The organism is Streptomyces sp. UNOC14_S4 (assembly GCF_020740835.1).
In the GTDB taxonomy this organism is placed as follows: Bacteria; Actinomycetota; Actinomycetes; order Streptomycetales; family Streptomycetaceae; genus Streptomyces.
Window position 1 is genome coordinate 16,634 of the sequence record NZ_JAINFC010000011.1, and the last position, 19,161, is coordinate 35,794.

Consider the following 19,161-nt stretch of genomic DNA (forward strand, 5'->3'; position numbering starts at 1 on the left):
CTTACCTCCCGCCCCGGTTGTGGGCAGGCGTTCCGCACGGCGGAACGGGTGGGCACAACCGGCCCACGGACCGCACCAAAACGGGGTCCGGGGGCGGAGCCCCCGGGAGGGTGACCCATCGCGCGACGTTAGCCGCGCGTTAGTGCCGCGCCAGCCCGCCGCGCAATGATTCCCTCGTATCGACCGGCCGCCATCCCACCCCGGGGGACCCAAAAATGCCTCGCACCCGCCGCCCCGCCCACCTGACCCTCTGCACCCTGGCCGCCACAGCCGTCCTCGCCCTCACCACCGTCACCGCCTGCGGCAGCAGCAACAGCGGTGCCAAGACGAGCGGCAAGGCCGACACCTCGGTCGACGGCGGCCAGCAGGCGCAGGACTCGAAGGACGGCCAGGTCATCGAGGACGGCGGGCAGAACGACTCCACGGCGTCGGCCGCGAGCGACCAGAAGGGCGGTCCGAAGGGCGGTCAGAAGAACGACAAGAGCGGCGGCAAGGGTGGCAAGTCCGCCTGCACCGCGGCCGACGTGAAGATCGAGGCCCAGCCCGTGCGGTCGCCGATCAACCACATGCTGCTGGTGGCGACCAACACCTCCAAGGCCACCTGCCACGCCTACGGCTTCCCCTACCTCCGCTTCGACCTCGACCAGGCCACCGCGGGCGTGGTCGAGGAGAGCAAGGCGCAGTCGGTCACCACGCTCGCCCCCGGCAAGTCCGCGTACGCCGCCGTCATCCTCTCCGCCGCCGACGGCTCGGCGGGCCCCGGGCGCGAGGCGAAGAAGCTCTCCGTCTCGTTCCAGGGCCCGAACGGCGGCGGCAGCATCGGCGGGCAGGCGTCCGTGACACCGCCCGGCGGCGCCGTGCACGTGGACGACTCGGCGCGCGTCACCTACTGGACGACCGACTCCGCCGCCGCCCTCAAGTGGTGACGGCGGCGGTCCGTACCGCTGCGCCCGTTCAGCCGTCCAGCCCCGCGAGCACCAGCGGCAGGCGGTCCGCCCCGCCCCCGGTCACCCGTACCGGCACGCCCCAGTCCTGCTGGTGGACGTGGCAGGCGGGGTACTCGTTGGCGGGGTCGTCGTCGCAGGAGGCAGCCATCGCCGAGACGTGCAGGACGCCTTCGGTGACGCCGTCCGCGAGGACCAGGTCGCGGCCCAGGTCCGTGCCCGCGCCCGCGCCCTCCGCCAGCAGCTCCGGCGGCGTGGAGCTGACGAGCAGCCGCGTCGAGGGCCCGTAGCGCGTGTCGAGCTTCTGGCCGGCCGGGGCCTGGAAGACGACGTCGAGCCGCAGCCGCCCGGGGGCCACGTCCGTGGCGGCCCGCTGCGTGCGGTGGGCGACGGACTCGACCCGTACGGCCTCCTCCGGCAGCCGCAGCCGGGTCAGCCGGTGCCGCGCGGATTCCACGACCAGGATGTCGTCGTCGGCGAGCACCGCGCCGGACGGCTCGCGCAGGTCGGTCGCGAGCGTCGTGACCTCGCCCGTCGCCGGGTCGTAGCGGCGCAGCGCGTGGTTGTAGGTGTCGCAGACGGCGACGGAACCGTCCGGCAGGGCGGTCACGCCGAGCGGGTGCTGGAAGAGCGCCTGGGCCGCGTCGCCGTCGCGGTGCCCGAAGTCGAAGAGGCCGGTGCCGACGGCAGTGCGTACGGCGAATCCGTCACCGTCCCGCTCGACCCAGCGCAGGGCGGACGTCTCGGAGTCGGCCACCCACAGCCGGTCCCCGGCCGCCGCGAGCCCGGACGGCTGGGCGAACCACGCCTCGCGCGCCGGTCCGTCGACCAGGCCCTCGTTGGTCGTGCCCGCCGCGGCCTCGACGGTGCCGGTGGCCGGGTCGTACGTCCACAGCTGGTGGACGCCCGCCATGGCGATCCACAGGCGGTCGGCGAACCAGGCCACGTCCCAGGGCGAGGAGAGGTCCACGCCGAGCGCGGGGCCGGAGGTGGGCTGCCCCTGCATCCACTGGCGGCCGGTGCCCGCGATCGTGGTGATCTCGCCGGTGGCCGGGTCGTACGCGCGCAGCGCGTGGTTCACGGTGTCGGCGACGACGACCTCGCCCCCGGGGAGCAGCGCGAGCCCCTGCGGCTCGTTGAAGGTGTCCGGGCCGAAGCCGCGCTCGCCGGTGCCGATACGGCGGACGACGGTCTCGGCGTCGGCCGCGAGCTCCACGAGCTGGTGACGGGTGGAGTCGGAGACGAGGAAGGTGCCGCCGGGCAGCGGCAGGGCCTTGCCGGGGAAACGCAGATCGGTGGCGACAGGCTCGGGCGCGACGTACGGCCCTCCCCCAGAGCCTGAACGGCCTGGGAGGTACCCCCATCCGCGCCGCAGCGTGCCCTTGGCCTCGTGCTCGGCCTCCAGCTCCGCCACGAGCGTCTCCAGCGCGTGCGCGTGGCCCTCGCCCGCGTGCTGGGCGACCACGTACCCCTCGGGGTCGATGACGACGAGCGTGGGCCACGCGCGTACGGCGTACTGCTTCCACGTGGCGAGCTCCGGGTCGTCGAGCACCGGGTGCTCCACGCCGTAGCGCTCGACCGCGTCCACCACGGCCTGGTGCTCGGCCTCGTGGACGAACTTCGGCGAGTGCACGCCGATGATCACCAGGGTGTCCCGGTGCTTCTCCTCCAGCTCCCGCAGCTCGTCCAGCACATGCAGGCAGTTCACGCAGCAGAACGTCCAGAAGTCGAGGACGACGATGCGTCCGCGCAGGTCGGCGAGGGTGAGCTCGGTACCGCCCGTGTTGAGCCAGCCGCCCTTGCCGATGAGCTCGGGGGCACGGACACGGGCGCGGCGGGGGGAGGGGGAAGCAGCGTTCATGGCGTCAAGGGTGCCACCCGGGCATGAACGGGCCGTCACGACGTCATTATGTGGACGCACCACGCGAAGAGCCCCGACCGCATAGAGTTGGGGCCGCCGGGGCTCGGCCCCGGAGACGGTCCGGGGAGCCGCGCGTACGCACGCCTCCCCGGGTTTCACGGTCGGACCCCGGTCAGGATCCGCTGTCGTTCCCGACAAGCTCGAGGACCAGTCGAGCCAGATTGATCAGGAACGTGCACACAGCGATGAGGATCCCGGCTGGGGTCTTTCCCCGGGCGGGTGGTCGCGGTCGATCAGCGGACATGGATGTCGTTCTCCGTGCGCAGTAGGGAACCTGTAGTGGGCACGGGATGGCAGCACATGACGCGGACCCTTGCCGATTCCGACTCCGCGGTCGAAACCCTACGCAGCCCACCGCGGCAGAGGCCCCGAGTCCCGCGTTTTCGCCAGGGGTTCGCCAGGGTTCGCCAGCTCCCAGCCAGGCGCATGAGCAGGGAAGACTGATTCCCTGGAGACAGCGAAGCCTGGAATGGGGGTCGTCCCTTTGCCCGCACGCAAGAAGTACGCGACCGACCTGCGGCAGGAGGCCGTCCGCCGGGTCCACGACGAGCGCAGCAGGAACGGGACGTCCTACGGGTCGATCTCCAAGGTCGCCCAGGACCTCGGCATCGGCCGCGAGACCCTGCGCCAGTGGATGCGGCAGGTGGAGATCGACTCCGGCATCCGGCCCGGCACGACGACGGCGGACGCCCAGCGCATATCGGAGCTGGAGAAACGGCTCACGGAGCTGGAGCGGGCCAATCGCATCCTGCTGGACGCAGGGGGTTTCGTCGCGCGGGAGCTCGACCCGCGCTCCGCTCGCTGATCGCCTATGTCGACAGCCGGCACCGGGAGTTCGGGGTCGAGCCGATCTGCAGAACGCTGGCGATCGCCCCGTCCACCTACTACGCGCACCGCACCGCCCGGCACACGACGGCGCGGAAGGAGCCTCCTGCCCCACGCCACGACCGCCACGGCGCGCGCGCCTCGGCGCGGACGGTGGCCCTCGACTACCTGCCCCTGAGCGCGGCGAGATCGGGCGTCCCGTCCGAGCCGATCTACATGCTCTTCGCCGTGGACCTGTCCACCTGCGTCGTCCTCCACTGGGACGTCAAGGGGGACGTACGCCCCGAGTTCGTCCTGGACCTGCTGGAGACCGCACTGGCCAGACGCACCGTCCGGCTCGCCGACGTACCCAGCACCCCGCCCCGCACGGTGGTCCGCTGCACCCGCCGCCTCCACGACACGGACGCGGCCCGCACGGTGGCGACGCCGGGCGACGACGAAGTGGAACACGCCATGCACGAGCACAGACGCGAGTACCAGGCATTCCTGCGCCGACAGCAGGGCGGCGTACCGTTCACGATGGCGGGAGTCCACGCCAAGACATGGACATGGAGCGACCGCCACAACGATGCGGTGACGTACGCCCCGTAAGGGGCGCGGGGAACTGCGCGACCAGCCCCAACGGACCCGCAGCCGCCGACCCACAGAACGAACCGAGCTTGTAGGCGAAGCAGAAGCAGCAGAAGCACTCGCCACCGCTCAGCCAGCGCTAGCGACCAAGCACACGATCCTTCAACGCGGGGAATTCCTCCCGCGTCTTCACCACCCGCTCCACATCGAGATCCACCGTGAGGACCTCCTCACGGTGGCCCGCCTCGGCGAGGACCTCGCCCCACGGGTCGATGACCATGCTGTGCCCCGCCTGGGGGACGTTCGCGTGCGTGCCCGCCGTGCCACAGGCGAGGACGTACGACTGGTTCTCCACGGCCCGCGCCCTGGCCAGCAGCGTCCAGTGGCCGAGGCGGCGCTCCGGCCAGCCGGCCGGGATCACGAGGGTCTGGGCGCCCGCGTCGACCAGAGCCCGGAAGAGCTCGGGGAAGCGCAGGTCGTAGCAGGTGGCCAGGCCCAGCGTGGTGTCCGGGTGCGGGACGGTGACGATCTCGCTGCCCGCGCTCATCAGGACGGCCTCGCCCTTGTCGAAGCCGAAGCGGTGGATCTTGCGATACGTGCGGACCAGTTCGCCGTCGGGGGAGAAGACCAGGGAGGTGTTGAAGACAGCACCGGAGGGATCTTGTTCGGCGATCGAACCGGCGTGCAGCCAGACACGCGCATCGCGTGCGGCTTCGGCCATCGCCCCGGCGGTGGGGCCGTCCAGCGGCTCCGCGCGGGTGGTGAAGGAGTCGTACGCGAAGGCGCCGACGTGCCACAGTTCGGGCAGCACCACGAGGTCACTGCCCTGCTGTTCGCGTACGAGTCCGGCGGCGCGTTCCCGCCGCTCGTCGACCGACTCGCTGTCCGACACGGCTATTTGGATCAAGGAGACGCGCACCAGTACCACCACTCTCAGGGTTCGAAACCACTGCCAGCCTGCCCGTGCGCAGCGTAACTTAACTGCTGTGGGGCCCTGAGAGCACGCACCCACCCCGCAGCAGACGCACGAGCAGCCAGTTCTCCCGCTTCTTCCGCCTCTTCCGCGCACGCACCGCCCGAGGGATTCCGTGACCGTCCATCCAAGCCTGCAGCCCGTCATCGACGCCTGGACCCACTCCATCGAAGCGATTCACGAGCTGGTGAAGCAGCTCGCCGAAAGCGACTGGAACCGTCCCACCGAGTGCCCCGGGTGGTCCGTCCGCGATGTGGTTTCACATGTCATCGGTGTCGAAACCGAATTCCTGGGCGAGCCCCGTCCGATCCACACCCTGCCGCGCGATCTCCGGCATGTCACCGACGAGTTCTCGCGGTACATCGAGGTGCAGGTGGACGTCCGGCGCTGCCATACGGCCCTGGAGATGGCCTCGGAGCTCGACCTCGTCATCCTGCGGCGCTGCCGTCAGCTGCGCAACGAGAACCGCAGCCCGCAGGCCCCCGTCCGCTGGCCGCTGGGTTCGGGCAACGACCAGCCGCTCGAACGGGCCCTGACCGTGCGGGCCTTCGACGTCTGGACGCACGAGCAGGACCTGCGCCGCGCGCTCGGCCTGCCGGGCAACCTGGACTCGCCCGCGGCGGTCATCGCGCGGGACTTCCTGCTCGCCGCCCTGCCGAAGGTCGTGGCCAAGGACGCGGGCGCGCCACCCGGCTCGGCGGTCGTCTTCGACGTGCACGGCCCGCTCGAATTCCTGCGGACCGTAAGGGTCGACACCCAGGGCAGGGGAAAGATCGACAGCAGCGTGTCCCTGGGCCCCGCGGTGACCCTGGTCATGGACTGGGAGACCTACGCGCGCCTGGCCTGCGGCCGCGTACGCCCGGACACGGTCACAGACCTGATCAAGGTAGAGGGCGACCCGAGGCTGGCCCGCTCGATCCTCAGGGAATTCGCGATCACACCGTGAAGCAGCGCGCCCCGTAAGGGGCGCGAGGCTGTTCCGATATGCGGCTCCGCCGCGCGGGCGCGACCAGCCACGACCCGCAGCCGCACGCCGGAGGCAAGAGGCACCCCGGTAGGCGCAAGCGCAGCGGTCCCGCAGCCGCGCACGCAGCGCAAGACGCACCCCCATAGGCGAAGGGGGCCCGGGGGCGAAGCCCCCGCGAAGGCTCACCCGGCGGAGTGCTCACGCCCATACGGGTCCTGCGCCGCAGGCACATGCACCGTCTCCACCCGGGAAGCCACCACCCGCTCCTCCTCCCGCCGCAAGGCCCGCGTCCGCAGCCGCAGGATCTGGGAGAGCCCCACCCCCTCCAGGACGAACACCGCGCAGAACGCCGCGCGGTAGTTCTGCCCGGTCGCGTCCAGCAGCAGGCCGACGGCGAGCAGCGTGGTGATCGAGGCGATGAAGCCGCCCATGTTGACGATGCCGGACGCCGTGCCCTGGCGCTCGGGCGGGTTCGCGGGGCGGGCGAAATCGAAGCCGATCATCGAGGCGGGGCCGCAGGCGCCGAGGACGAGGCACTCCACGACCAGCAGCCAGAAGGGCGCGTGCGCGCCGGGCCAGGCGAGGACGCTCGCCCACAGCAGGGCGGTCGCGGCGACCGTGCCGAGCGCGAGCGGCAGCCGGGCGTCGTGGTGGCGGCCGACGATCTGGCCGTAGACCAGCCCCACGGCCATGTTGGACAGCACGACGAGGGTGAGCAGCAGCCCCGCGGTACCCCGGGAGAGGCCCTGGGCCTCGACGAGGAAGGGCATGCCCCACAGCAGCAGGAACACCATCGCGGGGAACTGCGTGGTGAAGTGGACCCACATGCCGAGCCGGGTGCCGGGCTCGCGCCAGGCGCGCGTGATCTGCTGCCGCACGAAGCCCTTGCCGCCCGCGCGCCCGTCCGCGGGCGGCTCGTGGCCCTTGGGGTGGTCCTTGAGGAAGAGCAGGAGCAGGACGAGGACGACGATCCCGGCGGCGGCGCTGGAGGCGAACGTCCGCGTCCAGCCCGTGCTGTGCAGCAGCCGGGCGAGCACGACGGTGGAGACGAGGTTGCCCGCCATCCCGAACAGTGCGGCCACCTGCGCGATCATCGGCCCGCGACGGGCGGGGAACCAGCGGGCGCCGAGCCGCAGCACGCTGATGAACGTCATCGCGTCACCGCAGCCGAGCAGGGCGCGGCTGGCGAGGGCCATGCCGTAGGAGTGCGAGAACGCGAAGGCGAACTGCCCGGCGGTGAACAGGACGGCACCGAGGCCCAGGACCTTCTTCGTCCCCAGCCGGTCGACCATGAGGCCGACGGGTATCTGCATGCCCGCGTAGACGAGCAGCTGGAGTATGGAGAAGGTGGACAGCGCCGAGGCGTTGATGTGGAAGCGGTCGGCGGCGTCGATGCCCGCCACGCCGAGGCTCGTACGGAAGATGATCGCGACGAAGTAGACGCCGACGCCGAGCCCCCAGACGGCGACGGCCCGTGGGCCGCCCGGTGGGTCACCGGGCAGGCCTATGGGGGCCCGGCTCATCGCCTGGCTCATCGGATGTCTCCCTGCGCGAGGTTCCGCACCCAGCTCACGTGCCGGTCGATGATCTCCGTCGCCACGCCGGCGTCCCCGGAGCGCAGGGCCTCCAGGATCTCGCGGTGCTCGGCGTGGTTCTTCGCGATGCGGTCGGGGTGCGCGTGCATGACGGCCACGCCCATGCGGAGCTGACGGTCCCGCAACTGGTCGTAGAGGCGGGACAGGATCTGGTTGCCCGCGCTGCTGACGATCTCCGCGTGGAAGGCGCGGTCGCTGACGGAGACGGCGGCCAGGTCGCCCGCCTCGGCCTGCCGCGCCATGGCGTCGAGCAGTCCCTCCAACCGCGTGAGCAGTTGCTCGGAGGCGGGCACGGCCTTGGCCGCGGCGTACTTCTCGACGAGCAGCCGGGTCTCGACGACGTCCGCGACCTCCTGCGCGGAGACGGCCGTGACCAGGGCGCCCTTCTTCGGATAGAGCTTCAGCAGCCCTTCCGCCTCCAGCCGCAGCAGCGCCTCCCGCACCGGCGTCCGGGACACCCCGACCACCTCGGCCAGCTCCCCTTCGGTGAGCAGCGTCCCGCCCTCGTAATGGCGGTGCAGTACAGCTTCCTTGACGTGGTGGTAGACACGGTCGGCTGCCGGGGGCTGTTTGACGGCGAGCATCGGATCGGCGGAGGTCGCGGTGGGCATGCGTACACCTTAGATACAACACGTATCCGAGGCGAGCCCGTGTCCGCATGGCGGACCCCGACGGGTGTCTACACCCGTCTACCCCGGGGGCTTCGCCCCCGGTCACAGAAGCGGCTACGGCCGCCAGCCGTCCAGCGGCGTGATGAAGACGAAGCGCAGATCCGGCCGCTGTATCGGCAGCAGCACATGCGTCGTCACCCGCACCTCCCGCCGCCCGTGAACCGGCAGGCACAGCCGGAAGACATGCCCGTCCCGGTGCTCGACCACGTCGTGCTCCTCGGACCAGATGCGCCGGCAGTCCGCGTCCGCGTCGAGAATGTCGGCCACCAGCCCCCGCAGTTCGCCATTGGCCGCATCGCTGTTCGCCGCGACGCGCAGCATCGCGAGATAGACGCGTGCGCAGCTGTCCTCCCAGTCGAGCATCTGCTCGCGGGCCTCGGGGTCGAGCAGGGCCCACCGCATGAGATTGGCCCCGGGCCGCCGCGCCCAGGGAAACCACTCGCCCATGAGGGAATTCGTGGCGACGACATTCCAGGCCACGTCGGAGAGATATGCGGGGTAGGAAACCTGCTGTTCGAGCAGCGCTTTCACGCCGTGCGGCAATTCGCCGCCCGCCCCGGGCAGCGCGGGCGGGCGGCGGCCGGTGACGGCGAGGAAGAGCGTCAGCGTCTCCGCGTCGCTCAGCCGGAGCGCCTGCGCGACGCGCAGCAGGAAGCTCTCGGAGAAGTCCTGGCGGCGGCCCGCCTCCAGCGCGCGGTACCAGCCCTCGCTCACTCCGGTCAGCCGCGCCACGTGCGCCTGGGAGAGCTTGCGGCCGGGGGGCGGGAAGGTGCCGCGCAGCTCACGGACGGTGCGCGCGTCGACGCGCGCACGCCACGCACGGAGGAGCCGGCTGATGGACTCTCCGTCCACCCGGTCGACGCCTTCCACGTGGCCTCCAAATCCGACAGTGCAAGTGTCGGTCAATCTTAAGTAAATTGCCCAGCACGGGCTATTCCACCCCCTGCCAGGGTGGTGACCCGAGGCCGCTCCGTAACAGGACCAAGGGCCCGGACGCTTCTTCTCTCCTCACTGGAGGGGGGTGAGGAGAGAAGCGTCCGGGCCCTTGGTCTTGGCCGGTCCTGGCTCCGATCTCGGCCGGTCTCGGCCTTTTCCCAGAATTGGTTTCCCATTCAACCGCTTTCGCGGGTTTCCGGGAATCAGCCCCAGGTGATCAGCCGCTTCGGGTTCTCCAGTACGGCCGCGATATCGGCGAGCACCTTGGAACCGAGTTCCCCGTCGACCAGACGGTGGTCGAAGGAGAGCGCCAGCGTCGTCACATGCCGCGGCTTGATCTTGCCCTTGTGGACCCACGGCTGAAGCTTGATCGCGCCGAAGGCCAGGATCGCCGACTCGCCCGGGTTGAGGATGGGCGTGCCGGTGTCGATGCCGAAGACACCCACGTTGGTGATGGTGACCGTGCCGCCCGCCATGTCCGCCGGGCTGGTCCTGCCTTCCCGCGCGGTGCCGACGAGCTCGCCCAGGGCGGTCGACAGCTCGGGGAGCGTCTTGGCGTCCGCGTCCTTGATGTTCGGCACGATCAGGCCGCGCGGCGTGGCGGCCGCGATGCCCAGGTTCACGTAGTGCTTGACCACGATCTCCTGGTTGGCCTCGTCCCAGGCGGCGTTGATGCCGGGGTTCCGCTTGATCGCGACGAGCAGCGCCTTGGCGACGAGCAGCAGCGGGTTGACCCGCAGCCCGGCCATGTCCGGGTCGTCCTTGAGCTTCTGCACGAGCTTCATCGTGCGGGTCACGTCGACGGTGACGAACTCCGTGACGTGCGGCGCGGTGAAGGCGCTCGCGACCATCGCCTGAGCGGTGGCCTTGCGTACGCCCTTGACGGGGATGCGGGTCTCGCGCGCGGCGAGGCCCGGTGCCCCGGCCGCCGCGGGCACCTCCGCGACCGCCACCGGCTCCTCCGCGACCGGGGAGGGCGCGAGGCGCGCGGCGGCTGCGGCGTGGACGTCCTCACGGGTCACGATGCCGTCGGCCCCGGTCGCCACGACCGTGGCCAGGTCGATACCGAGGTCCTTGGCGAGCTTGCGCACCGGGGGCTTGGCCAGCGGACGGGCCTGACCCGGGACGGCCTCGGGCGCTACGGGTGCCACGGGCTCTGCGGGTGCCACGGGCGCCGCTATCGGGGCGGGTGCCGGAGCCCCGTTGAGCTCCGCCTGCACGGCGGCGGTCACCGAGGCGGAACGGTCCGGCTGCGCCTTGCGGGGCCGGCGCTTGGTGGAGGACGGCGCGGCGCCGTACCCCACCAGGACCGCCTGCCGCTCGGGCGCGGCGGGCGCCTCGGGCGTGGCGGCGGGGGCAGGGGCCGCGGCGGCCGCCGCGGGCGCGGCCGGCGCGTCGGCGGGCCCGGCGCCCGGGTCGGTGTCCACGGAGATGATCACCTGGCCGACGTCGACCGTCGTGCCCTCCGGGAAGCGGAGTTCGTGCACGACACCGTCGAACGGGATCGGCAGCTCGACGGCGGCCTTGGCCGTCTCCACCTCGCACACGATCTGGCCGTCGGAGACGGTGTCGCCCGCGGCGACGTACCACTTGAGGATCTCCGCCTCGGTGAGCCCCTCGCCGACGTCCGGCATCTTGAACTCGCGGAAGCGCATGCTGTTTGCGGTCATGGTCACGACTCTCCTCGTACCCCTCAGTACGCCAGCGCGCGGTCGACGGCGTCGAGCACCCGGTCCAGTCCCGGAAGGTACTCGTCCTCCAGCCGGGACGGCGGGTAGGGCGCGTGATATCCGCCGACCCGCAGCACCGGTGCCTCCAGGTGGTAGAAGCAGCGCTCGGTGATCCGGGCGGCGATCTCGGCGCCGCTGCCGTAGAAGACCGGTGCCTCGTGGACGACGACCAGACGGCGGGTCCGCTCGACGGACGCCTGGATCGAGTCGAAGTCGATGGGCGACATCGACCGGAGGTCCAGCACCTCCAGCGACTTGCCCTCCTCGGCGGCCGCCGCGGCAGCCTCGAGACAGGTCTTCACCATGGGGCCGTAGGCGGCCAGGGTGAGGTCGGTGCCCGCGCGCGCGACGCGCGCGGTGTGCAGCGGTCCGGGGATCGCCTCGGTGTCGACCTCGGACTTGTCGTGATAGCGGCGCTTCGGCTCGAAATAGATCACCGGGTCGTCGCTCTGGATGGCCTGCTGGAGCATCCAGTAGGCGTCCGAGGCGTTCGACGGGGAGATCACCTTCAGGCCCGCCACATGCGCGAACAGCGCCTCGGGGGACTCGCTGTGGTGCTCGACGGCACCGATCGCGCCGCCGTAGGGGATGCGGATGACGACCGGCAGCTTGACCTTGCCGAGCGACCGGGCGTGCATCTTGGCCAGCTGGGTGACGATCTGGTCGTACGCGGGGAAGACGAAACCGTCGAACTGGATCTCCACGACCGGCCGGTAGCCGCGCAGGGCGAGGCCGATCGCGGTGCCCACGATGCCGGACTCGGCGAGCGGGGTGTCGATGACCCGCTCCTCGCCGAAGTCCTTCTGCAGGCCGTCGGTGACACGGAAGACGCCGCCGAGCTTGCCCACGTCCTCGCCCATGATCAGGACCTTGGGATCGTTCTCCAGGGCGGTGCGCAGCGAGGCGTTGATCGCCTTCGCGATGGAGAGCTTCTCTACGGACATCAGTGGCTCTCCTCGGCGAACGAAGCCTGGTAGGCGGCGAACTGCGCGCGCTCCTCGTCGACGAGCGCGTGGCCGTCGGCGTAGATGTTCTCGAAGATCGCCATGTGGTCGGGGTCCGGCATGCTGCGGACGACGTCGCGCACCCGCTTGGCGAGGGCGTCGGACTCCTCCTCCAGCGCGGTGAAGAACGCCTCGTCGGCGTGGCCCTCGCGCTCCATGAGCGTGCGCAGGCGCAGGATCGGGTCCTTGGCCTCCCACAGCTCGCGCTCCTCGTCGCGGCGGTAGCGCGTCGGGTCGTCGGAGGTGGTGTGGGCACCCATGCGGTAGGTGAACGCCTCGACGAGCGTGGGGCCCTGGCCGGTGCGGGCACGGTCCAGCGCGGCCTTGGTGACGGCCAGCACGGCCAGGACGTCGTTGCCGTCGACGCGGACGCCCGGGAAGCCGTAGCCCTGCGCGCGCTGGTAGAGCGGGACGCGGGTCTGCCGGTCGGTGGGCTCGGAGATGGCCCACTGGTTGTTCTGGCAGAAGAAGACCACAGGGGCGTTGTAGACGGCGGAGAACGTGAACGCCTCCGCCACGTCGCCCTGGCTGGAGGCGCCGTCGCCGAAGTAGGCGATCACGGCGGAGTCCGCGCCGTCCTTGGCGACGCCCATGGCGTAGCCGGTCGCGTGCAGGGCCTGCGAGCCGATGACGATCGTGTAGAGGTGGAAGTTGTTCTCGTTGGGGTCCCAGCCGCCGTTGTTCACGCCGCGGAACATGCCCAGGAGGTTCGTGGGGTCGACCCCGCGGCACCAGGCGACGCCGTGCTCGCGGTAGGTCGGGAAGACGTAGTCGTCGTCGCGGGTGGCCCGGCCGGAGCCGATCTGCGCGGCCTCCTGGCCGAGCAGCGAGGCCCACAGGCCCAGTTCGCCCTGGCGCTGCAGGGTGGTGGCCTCCGCGTCGAACCGGCGGGTCAGCACCATGTCGCGGTACAGTCCACGCAGTTCCTCGGACGTCAGGTCGATGGAGTAGTCGGGGTGCTCGACCCGCTCGCCCTCCGGCGTCAGCAGCTGTACGAGCTCGGGCTCGTCCGGCCGGGCGGCCTTCGTGGCCTTGGTCCCGGCGGCGCGCTTGCTGCTGCCCCGGCGCGGCTTGCGCGCGGCAGTGCTGTCCACAGTCACGTTGCTCCTCCGTCTGTCCGGCCCCCGGGGTCGCCGGTGGCCAGATGGGGTCCCCTGCCGTGAGGCAGGAGAGTGCTCGCCCGGTCCCCGACGGCACACGGGGTGGGTGTGCCGAGGCCGGCACCGGGCGTGACAGGCGCCCCGGCCAATGGCCTGCAATAAGCACGTTACCCAGAAGGACGCATTCCTGCGAAACCCCGTCTGACCTGCAATTTTGCTTGGATTTCCAAGTAAATCGAGAAAGCGGGACAACGCTCCTGGTCACGCCCTTGTGAGCACGGCCGTGCAGGCCGCCGGAACGTCCGGAGGTTATCCCGGAGGACAAGAGCAGGGGAAGAGTTGATGTGAGACTCTGGGCCTGTGCCCGAACAGCGAAAAATCACGGTATTTCTGCTCGACGACCACGAGGTGGTCCGCCGGGGCGTGCACGAGATGCTCTCCGTGGAGGCGGACATCGAGGTCGTGGGCGAGGCCGGCACGGCCGCCGACGCCCTCGTGCGCATTCTCGCGACCCGGCCCGATGTCGCCGTTCTGGACGTTCGCCTTCCGGATGGCAGCGGAGTGGAAGTATGCCGGGAAATCCGCTCGCAGGACGAGAACATCAAATGCCTGATGCTCACCTCCTTCGCGGACGACGAGGCGCTCTTCGACGCCATCATGGCAGGGGCGTCCGGCTACGTACTGAAAGCGATCCGGGGCAATGAGCTGCTCTCGGCGGTACGGGACGTGGCGGCCGGGAAATCCCTCCTCGACCCGGTGGCGACGGCCCGCGTGCTGGAGCGGCTGCGCGACGGCAAGCACACCAAGGGCGACGACCGGCTGGCGAGCCTGACCGACCAGGAGCGGCGCATCCTCGACCTGATCGGCGAGGGCCTGACCAACCGCGCCATCGGCGAGCGGCTGCACCTCGCCGAGAAGACCATCAAGAACTACGTCTCCAGCCTGCTGTCCAAGCTGGGCATGGAGCGGCGCTCCCAGGCAGCCGCGTACGTGGCCAGGCTGGAGGCCCGGAAGAACTGACGGGCGCGCCATAAGGGCTCGAAGGGCCCGCCCCCGGTTTCGGCCGTTTGCTGTATTTCAGGACCAACGTCCCTGGACGTAGGGGCGGGTGCCCCTACGGGGGCAGGACACCACCGGGCACAGTGGTGGCCATGCTCACACCGCACGCCGGGGCCCCCGGCGACCACGACGAATACCGGGCGCTCGAACTGCTCGCCCGCATGCCCTACGGCAGGCTCTCCGTGAGCATGCGCGCGCTGCCCTTCGTCACCGTCGCCCGGCACATCGTGAGCGGTCGCTCGGTCCTGCTGCGCCTGCACGGCGGTTTCGGCTACGCGCAGGCCTGCGACGGAAATGTCGTCGCGTACGGCGCCGACAATCTCGGTGACCGCGGCGAGGGCGACGAGGACGTCTGGACCGTGCAATTCGCGGGCACCGCACGTCTCTTCGCCCCGTCCCCCGCCGAACTCGAACGTTTCGGCAGGCCCCCGCGCACGGCGGACGACGCGCCTTTCATTCCCGAATACCTGTGCATCGAACCGCAGTTCATCACCGTGCATCACCTCGGAGGCGTCCCCGTGCGACAGGTCACCCACTCCGCCTGATCTAACATTTGGAGCGTGCCGCGCTCACTTGTCTCTCCGCTCGTCACCCCTCCCGTTCATAATCCCGTTCACAGCGGAATCGGCGGGGACGGCGGACTTCGGGCGCCGGGATTCCGGGTGCCGGACGGCGAGCACGGCACCCCGGACCCCGACGTCCCGGACAGCGGCACGCTGCGCGCGCTCCTGGGGCGTTACGGCGCCGCGGGCACGCCCCTGGTCTGCGTCCCGCTGACCGAGGGCCTGCTCAACCGCGGCTACCGCCTGACCACCACCCGCGGGGACTTCTTCCTCAAGCACCACCTCGACGGCGACCACGCGGCCATCACCCGCCAGCACGGCGTGACGCTGCGGCTGGCGGCGCTCGGCCTGCCCGTCGCCCCGCCCGTCGCGGACGACGAGGGCTCCACGGTCACCGTCCTGGACGGCCGCTGCTACGCCCTGCACCCCTGGGTCGAGGGCCGCCACCACGACGGCGGCGAACTGACCCGCGCCCAGTCCCGCCGCCTGGGCACCCTCCTCGGCCAGGTGCACACCTGTCTGGCGAAGGTCTGCCCGGAGGAGCAGGCGGAAGATCCCGAGAAGGCCCCTGGAGGGGCTTCTGCGGGCCCGGGAGGACCCAGATGGCCACCGGGCCCGGGGAGGTGCCCTCAGGGCGTCAGAGGGGCGACACAGGACGTCTCGGCGGATCCGCAGGACACCTACGCCCTCATCGAGGAGCTCCTCGCGCGCATCCGGCGGCGGCCCCGCGACTCCTTCGACGAGCTCGCCGAGCACCGGCTCGTCGAACGCCGCGCCCTGCTGGAGCTCCACGCGCACCGCCGCCCCGCCGCGGCGCCCGCCCTCGGCTGGGTGCACGGCGACTTCCACCCGCTGAACCTGCTCTACCGGGGCGGCGAACCCGCCGCGATCCTCGACTGGGACCGGCTGGGCGTCCAGCCCCGCGCCGAGGAGGCCGTCCGCGCGGCGGTGATCTTCTTCCTGCGGCCCGACGGCACGCTGGATCTGGCCAAAATACGCCTCTACGCGCGCGCGTACCGGCGCGCTTCCGGCGCCGGCCGGGCCGAACTGGCGGCCGCCGTGCACCGCGTGTGGTGGGAGCGGCTGAACGACTTCTGGATGCTGCGCTGGCGCTACCAGCTGGGCGACCACCGCGCCGACCCGGGCTTCCCGGCGTCGGCGGCCCTGGCCGTGTGGTGGACCCGCTCGTACGAGTCGGTGCGCGCCGCCTTCACGGACTGAACCTTCAGGAGTCTTCACGGACCGAGAGCCCGCGTCGGCCGCACACACGGCTGAGCCCGCCTTCCCTGTCGGCAGGGGAGGCGGGCTCGGTCGTCGGCACTCGTCAGTTGCCCGTGACGCCCGGGATCGTGTTGCTGCCGCCGGTCTGGCCCTGCGGCGTGCCCGTGTCGTGCGTCGGCGGCTTGCCACCGTCGTCCGAGGGCTTGGGCGAGGGGTTGGGGTCCCCCGACGTGCCACCGGTCGGAGGAGCCGACGGATCGGGCGACGGGGGAGTCGAGTGACGGCCCCGGGACGGATTGCCGGTCGGCTCGTCGCTCCAGTCGCCGCCACGCTCACGTCCGGTGCTGCCGTCCCCCGTGCCCTTGGAAGGGGTGTGCTTGGGGCTCGGCGACCCGGAGTCGCTGGCGGAGGTCGAGGGAACGCTGGACTGCTTCGTCGACGGGCCGTCGCTCTTGTTGCCCGCATTCAGGTTGTTCACCGCGTACACCACACCCGCCACGATCGCGAGCACGGCAAGCACGGCGACGAGCACCATCTTGCCCCTGCCGCCGCCTCCGCGGCCCCGGCCGCCGTTGCCCCCGTAGCCGCCGCCGTAGCCGTCGAAACCGCCGTCGTCGCCGTTGCGGGGCGGCAGGAGCGGCTGCTGCGAGGTGTTGCCGTGCACGGGGTGCGGCATGGCGGTGGTGCCCGCCATGCCCCCGCCCATACCGAGCGCCTGCGTGGCGGCCGTGGCGTGGGCCACCGGGCCGGTGTTCCAGGAGCCGGTGTGGGCACCGCCCTCTTGCAGCATCTGGAGTGCGTACTGCACCATGCCGCGCATTTCCTCGGCGCTCTGGAACCGGTCGTCCGGGTCCTTCGCGAGGGAGCGCACGACCAGGCCGTCGAGCTCCGCGGGCACGCTGCCGAGCACCTGCGACGGGGGCACGGGGTTGTCCTGGACGTGCTGGTAGACCACCGAAAGCGGCGTCTCGCCGGTGAACGGCGGACGGAGCGCCAGCAGTTCGTACAGCAGGCAGCCGGTCGCGTAGAGGTCCGAGCGCGCGTCGACCGTCTTGCCGAGCGCCTGCTCGGGCGAGAGGTACTGCGGCGTGCCCATCACCATGCCGGTCTGCGTCATGGTGGACTGCGCGCCGTGCAGGGCGCGGGCGATGCCGAAGTCCATGACCTTGACCGCGCCCGTGTTCGTGATGATGACGTTCGCGGGCTTGATGTCGCGGTGGACGATGCCGTGCGCGTGGCTGTAGGCCAGCGCCTCCAGCACCCCGGAGACGATGATGAGCGCCTGCTCGGGCGGGGGCGCATCGGCGTTGAGCAACAGGTCGCGAATAGTGCGGCCTTCAACCAACTCCATGACGATGTACGGCACGACGCCGCGGCCGACCTGGTCCTCGCCGGAGTCGTAGACGGCGACCACCGCGTGGTGGTTCAGTCCGGCGACCGACTGTGCCTCGCGGGTGAAGCGCGCCTTGGACACCGGGTCCTCGGCGAGATCGGAGCGGAGCAGCTTCACCGCGACCGTGCGCCCGAGGCGTACGTCCTCGGCGGCGAACACCTCCGCCATACCGCCGCGCCCGAGCCGGTGGGTGAGGCGGTAGCGGCCGTCGCCGACCAGCCCGCCGTTGCCCCACATTTCAGGCACATCGGGCATACCGCCCCCGTTGGCGTCAGGGTCGGATGGACCCTGGGCGCTCTGCGTCTGTGCCATCAGTCCTCGCCGTCGTGTCTGGCCGCGGCGCGTGAGTGGCGCTGCGCGGGGAAAACGGTCTTCCGCTAAGGCACGCTACAGGCTCCAGGCCGCGCGCCGGTCCGGGATGGACGCGCTATCAAACCTGTACGGGCGCGAGCAAGGCAAATCTCGTGACGGCTTGTCGCGCATCCCGTCACGGAACGGGCACGCGGCTTGACGTGCCCGCGCCCTGGGGCACACTTGGCCGGGATCCATCGGTGGCACCGGCCCAGGCCGGACCAGTACAGCAGGCCGAGCGCCAAGGGGGAAGCGGAACAATGAGCCAGGACGGCGCGCAGGGCCGTTATGCGGGCAGGGCGGTCGGGCGCGGCCGCTACCAGCTCCGCGACCTCCTGGGCGAGGGCGGCATGGCCTCCGTGCACCTGGCCTACGACACCGTCCTGGACCGCCAGGTCGCCATCAAGACCCTGCACACGGAGCTCGGGCGCGAGGCGTCCTTCCGCGAGCGCTTCCGGCGCGAGGCCCAGGCCGTCGCCAAGCTCACACACACCAACATCGTCTCGGTATTCGATACGGGCGAGGACGACCTGGACGGGTCGACCATGCCGTACATCGTCATGGAGTACGTCGAGGGCCAGCCGCTGCGCTCCGTGCTCGACGCCGACATCCGGCAGTACGGCGCGATGCCCACCGAGAAGGCGCTGAAGGTCACCGCCGACGTGCTGGCGGCCCTTGAGGTCAGCCACGAGATGGGGCTCGTCCACCGGGACATCAAGCCCGGCAACGTGATGGTCACGAAGCGCAACGTGGTCAAGGTCATGGACTTCGGCATCGCGCGGGCCATGCAGTCCGGCGTGACCTCCATGACGCAGACCGGCATGGTCGTCGGCACCCCGCAGTACCTCTCGCCCGAGCAGGCGCTCGGGCGCGGCGTGGACGCCCGCTCGGACCTCTACTCGGTCGGCATCATGCTCTTCGAGCTGCTGACCGGGCGGCTGCCGTTCGACGCGGACTCCCCGCTGGCCATCGCGTACGCGCACGTCCAGGAGGAGCCGGTCGCGCCCTCCACGATCAACCGGTCGATCCCCCCGGCCGTCGACGCGCTCGTAGCACGCGCCCTGAAGAAGAACCCGAACGAGCGCTTCCCGAACGCCGAGTCCATGCGGGACGAGTGCGCGCGCGTGGTGGGCACCGCCCAGTCCGCGGCCTCGCCGGTCATCGTCTCGGGCGGCCCCGCCCCGCGCAGTGGCGCGGGCGTGAGCTCGGCCGTCTTCCCGCCGGTGGACCAGCAGGCACCGCCCGCGCCGGGCCCGCAGGCCGTGCGGACGCCGTACCAGCCGCCGCAGCCGCACGCCGCCCAGCAGAGCCCGTACAACGGCGGCTACGGGCCTTCCA

17 protein-coding genes and 1 other annotated feature are annotated in these 19,161 nt (G+C 71.2%); of the genes, 8 read left to right on the plus strand and 9 right to left on the minus strand.

Annotated features, from left to right (window positions below; all coding sequences use genetic code 11):
• Positions 1-215: 215 nt before the first annotated feature.
• Positions 216-926 carry a DUF4232 domain-containing protein gene (locus tag K6I34_RS02125; RefSeq protein ID WP_229322260.1) on the plus strand — a complete coding sequence of 237 codons (711 nt, stop codon included), beginning with the start codon at positions 216-218 and terminating at the stop codon, positions 924-926.
• 28 nt (positions 927-954) lie between these two features.
• Here K6I34_RS02125 and K6I34_RS02130 read toward each other — a convergent pair whose 3' ends face one another.
• Positions 955-2,805 (minus strand): NHL domain-containing thioredoxin family protein, encoded by a 1,851-nt coding sequence (locus K6I34_RS02130; RefSeq protein ID WP_229322261.1) that lies wholly within the window; start codon positions 2,803-2,805, stop codon positions 955-957.
• Between the two features lie 544 nt (positions 2,806-3,349).
• On the opposite strand from K6I34_RS02130, the gene K6I34_RS02135 reads away from it, so the two are divergent.
• A complete protein-coding gene (locus K6I34_RS02135; RefSeq protein WP_229322262.1) occupies positions 3,350-3,670 on the plus strand; it encodes a transposase in 321 nt (106 codons plus the stop codon).
• Positions 3,625-3,741 (plus strand) — a sequence feature (AL1L pseudoknot). (Overlaps the previous gene by 46 nt.)
• A gap of 102 nt (positions 3,742-3,843) precedes the next feature.
• Positions 3,844-4,281, plus strand: a complete 438-nt coding sequence (locus tag K6I34_RS02140) for a hypothetical protein (protein WP_229322263.1) — start codon at positions 3,844-3,846, stop codon at positions 4,279-4,281.
• Positions 4,282-4,399: 118 nt separating this feature from the next.
• Here the strand turns inward: K6I34_RS02140 and K6I34_RS02145 are convergent, their stop codons facing one another.
• Positions 4,400-5,179, minus strand: coding sequence for a carbon-nitrogen family hydrolase (locus tag K6I34_RS02145; RefSeq protein WP_229322276.1), 780 nt, complete (start codon positions 5,177-5,179; stop codon positions 4,400-4,402).
• A 169-nt stretch (positions 5,180-5,348) separates the two neighbouring features.
• On the opposite strand from K6I34_RS02145, the gene K6I34_RS02150 reads away from it, so the two are divergent.
• Positions 5,349-6,179, plus strand: coding sequence for a maleylpyruvate isomerase family mycothiol-dependent enzyme (locus tag K6I34_RS02150; protein WP_229322264.1), 831 nt, complete (start codon positions 5,349-5,351; stop codon positions 6,177-6,179).
• A 203-nt stretch (positions 6,180-6,382) separates the two neighbouring features.
• Here the strand turns inward: K6I34_RS02150 and K6I34_RS02155 are convergent, their stop codons facing one another.
• The 6 genes from K6I34_RS02155 to pdhA all read right to left on the minus strand — a co-directional run bounded on the left by K6I34_RS02155 (position 6,383) and on the right by pdhA (position 13,236).
• On the minus strand, positions 6,383-7,735 hold the full coding sequence (locus K6I34_RS02155; RefSeq protein WP_229322265.1) for a nitrate/nitrite transporter: 1,353 nt from the start codon (positions 7,733-7,735) through the stop codon (positions 6,383-6,385).
• A complete protein-coding gene (locus tag K6I34_RS02160; protein ID WP_229322266.1) occupies positions 7,732-8,406 on the minus strand; it encodes a GntR family transcriptional regulator in 675 nt (224 codons plus the stop codon). The genes K6I34_RS02155 and K6I34_RS02160 overlap by 4 nt, the downstream gene beginning before the upstream one ends.
• Positions 8,407-8,520: 114 nt before the next feature.
• Positions 8,521-9,336, minus strand: a complete 816-nt coding sequence (locus K6I34_RS02165) for a helix-turn-helix transcriptional regulator (protein WP_229322267.1) — start codon at positions 9,334-9,336, stop codon at positions 8,521-8,523.
• Positions 9,337-9,605: 269 nt separating this feature from the next.
• Positions 9,606-11,072, minus strand: a complete 1,467-nt coding sequence (locus K6I34_RS02170; RefSeq protein WP_229322268.1) for a dihydrolipoamide acetyltransferase family protein — start codon at positions 11,070-11,072, stop codon at positions 9,606-9,608.
• Between the two features lie 23 nt (positions 11,073-11,095).
• A complete protein-coding gene (locus K6I34_RS02175) occupies positions 11,096-12,076 on the minus strand; it encodes an alpha-ketoacid dehydrogenase subunit beta (protein ID WP_229322269.1) in 981 nt (326 codons plus the stop codon).
• Entirely contained in the window at positions 12,076-13,236 is a 1,161-nt protein-coding gene (gene pdhA / locus K6I34_RS02180; protein WP_229322270.1) for a pyruvate dehydrogenase (acetyl-transferring) E1 component subunit alpha, read from the minus strand. The genes K6I34_RS02175 and pdhA overlap by 1 nt, the downstream gene beginning before the upstream one ends.
• Positions 13,237-13,596: 360 nt before the next feature.
• Between pdhA and K6I34_RS02185 the strand changes: the two genes are divergently transcribed.
• The 3 genes from K6I34_RS02185 to K6I34_RS02195 all read left to right on the plus strand — a co-directional run bounded on the left by K6I34_RS02185 (position 13,597) and on the right by K6I34_RS02195 (position 16,079).
• Positions 13,597-14,256: a response regulator transcription factor gene (locus tag K6I34_RS02185; RefSeq protein ID WP_229322271.1), complete on the plus strand. Its 660-nt coding sequence runs from the start codon at positions 13,597-13,599 to the stop codon at positions 14,254-14,256.
• A gap of 131 nt (positions 14,257-14,387) precedes the next feature.
• Positions 14,388-14,840 carry a pyridoxamine 5'-phosphate oxidase family protein gene (locus K6I34_RS02190; protein ID WP_229322272.1) on the plus strand — a complete coding sequence of 151 codons (453 nt, stop codon included), beginning with the start codon at positions 14,388-14,390 and terminating at the stop codon, positions 14,838-14,840.
• A gap of 117 nt (positions 14,841-14,957) precedes the next feature.
• The gene (locus K6I34_RS02195) at positions 14,958-16,079 is read left to right on the plus strand and encodes a phosphotransferase (RefSeq protein WP_229322273.1); all 1,122 of its coding nucleotides are present in this window, start codon (positions 14,958-14,960) and stop codon (positions 16,077-16,079) included.
• A gap of 103 nt (positions 16,080-16,182) precedes the next feature.
• On the opposite strand, the gene K6I34_RS02200 is transcribed toward K6I34_RS02195, so the two are convergent.
• The gene (locus tag K6I34_RS02200; RefSeq protein WP_229322274.1) at positions 16,183-17,784 is read right to left on the minus strand and encodes a protein kinase; all 1,602 of its coding nucleotides are present in this window, start codon (positions 17,782-17,784) and stop codon (positions 16,183-16,185) included.
• Positions 17,785-18,083: 299 nt separating this feature from the next.
• Between K6I34_RS02200 and K6I34_RS02205 the strand changes: the two genes are divergently transcribed.
• Positions 18,084-19,161: protein kinase (locus K6I34_RS02205; RefSeq protein WP_229322275.1), on the plus strand; the 1,078-nt coding region annotated here is incomplete at its 3' end.

What these genes read in the sequence shown, in the direction of transcription:
- K6I34_RS02200 (WP_229322274.1), bottom strand. Translation starts at nt 17,784, where the DNA reads ATGGCACAGACGCAGAGCGCCCAGGGTCCATCCGACCCTGACGCCAAC.
- K6I34_RS02130 (WP_229322261.1), bottom strand. Translation starts at nt 2,805, where the DNA reads ATGAACGCTGCTTCCCCCTCCCCCCGCCGCGCCCGTGTCCGTGCCCCC.
- K6I34_RS02190 (WP_229322272.1), top strand. Translation starts at nt 14,388, where the DNA reads ATGCTCACACCGCACGCCGGGGCCCCCGGCGACCACGACGAATACCGG.
- K6I34_RS02155 (WP_229322265.1), bottom strand. Translation starts at nt 7,735, where the DNA reads ATGAGCCAGGCGATGAGCCGGGCCCCCATAGGCCTGCCCGGTGACCCA.
- K6I34_RS02175 (WP_229322269.1), bottom strand. Translation starts at nt 12,076, where the DNA reads ATGTCCGTAGAGAAGCTCTCCATCGCGAAGGCGATCAACGCCTCGCTG.
- K6I34_RS02125 (WP_229322260.1), top strand. Translation starts at nt 216, where the DNA reads ATGCCTCGCACCCGCCGCCCCGCCCACCTGACCCTCTGCACCCTGGCC.
- K6I34_RS02160 (WP_229322266.1), bottom strand. Translation starts at nt 8,406, where the DNA reads ATGCCCACCGCGACCTCCGCCGATCCGATGCTCGCCGTCAAACAGCCC.
- K6I34_RS02170 (WP_229322268.1), bottom strand. Translation starts at nt 11,072, where the DNA reads ATGACCGCAAACAGCATGCGCTTCCGCGAGTTCAAGATGCCGGACGTC.